Raw genomic sequence first — 753 nt, 5'->3', positions numbered from 1 at the left:
AGCCCGGAGCAGATCGCCCGCCGGCTGCGCCGCGACCACCCCGACCGGCCGGAGCTGCACGTGACCCACGAAACGATCTACCAGGCCCTCTACGTCCAAGGCCGCGGCGAACTGCGCCGCGAACTGGCCCGCGCCCTGCGCACCGGCCGCGCCAGGCGCAAACCCCGCGCCGGCCAGCAACGCCGGCCCCGCTTCGCCGAACCCATGGCCATGATCAGCGACCGGCCCGCCGAAGCCGCCGACCGCGCCGTCCCCGGGCACTGGGAAGGCGACCTGATCATCGGCAAGGACAACGCCTCGGCCATCGCCACCCTGGTCGAACGCACCACCCGCTACGTCCTGCTCGTGCCCCTGCCCCGCGGCCGCGGCGCCGAGGCCGTCCGCGACGCCCTCGCCGCCACCGCCGCGACCCTGCCCGCGCACCTGCAACGATCCCTGACCTGGGACCAGGGCAGCGAAATGGGCCGCCACCACGAATTCACCATCGCCACCGGCATCCCCGTCTACTTCTGCGACCCCCACAGCCCCTGGCAACGCGGCAGCAACGAAAACACCAACGGCCTGCTGCGCCAATACTTCCCCAAAGGCACCGACCTGTCCGCCCACACCCCCGAACACCTCGCCGCCGTCGCCGCACAACTCAACCGCCGACCCCGCAAAACACTCGACTGGGACACCCCAGCCGAACGCCTCGCTAACCTCCTCACCACAACCACATAACCACCCGTGTTGCAACCACCCCTCGAATCCACC

Annotated in this window: 1 protein-coding gene; it reads left to right on the top strand. The window is 71.0% G+C overall.

Annotation, left to right across the window (positions count from 1 at the left end):
* Window positions 1–720 (top strand): IS30 family transposase (locus tag H5411_RS46610; RefSeq protein ID WP_183128041.1); only part of this gene is annotated, 720 nt, incomplete at its 5' end.
* Window positions 721–753: the final 33 nt, after the last annotated feature.

Source organism: Amycolatopsis echigonensis (genome assembly GCF_014174495.1).
Classification (GTDB): Bacteria; Actinomycetota; Actinomycetes; order Mycobacteriales; family Pseudonocardiaceae; genus Amycolatopsis; species Amycolatopsis echigonensis.
Note: the sequence above shows the minus strand (reverse complement) of the source record. Positions and strands in the feature narration are given on the sequence as shown.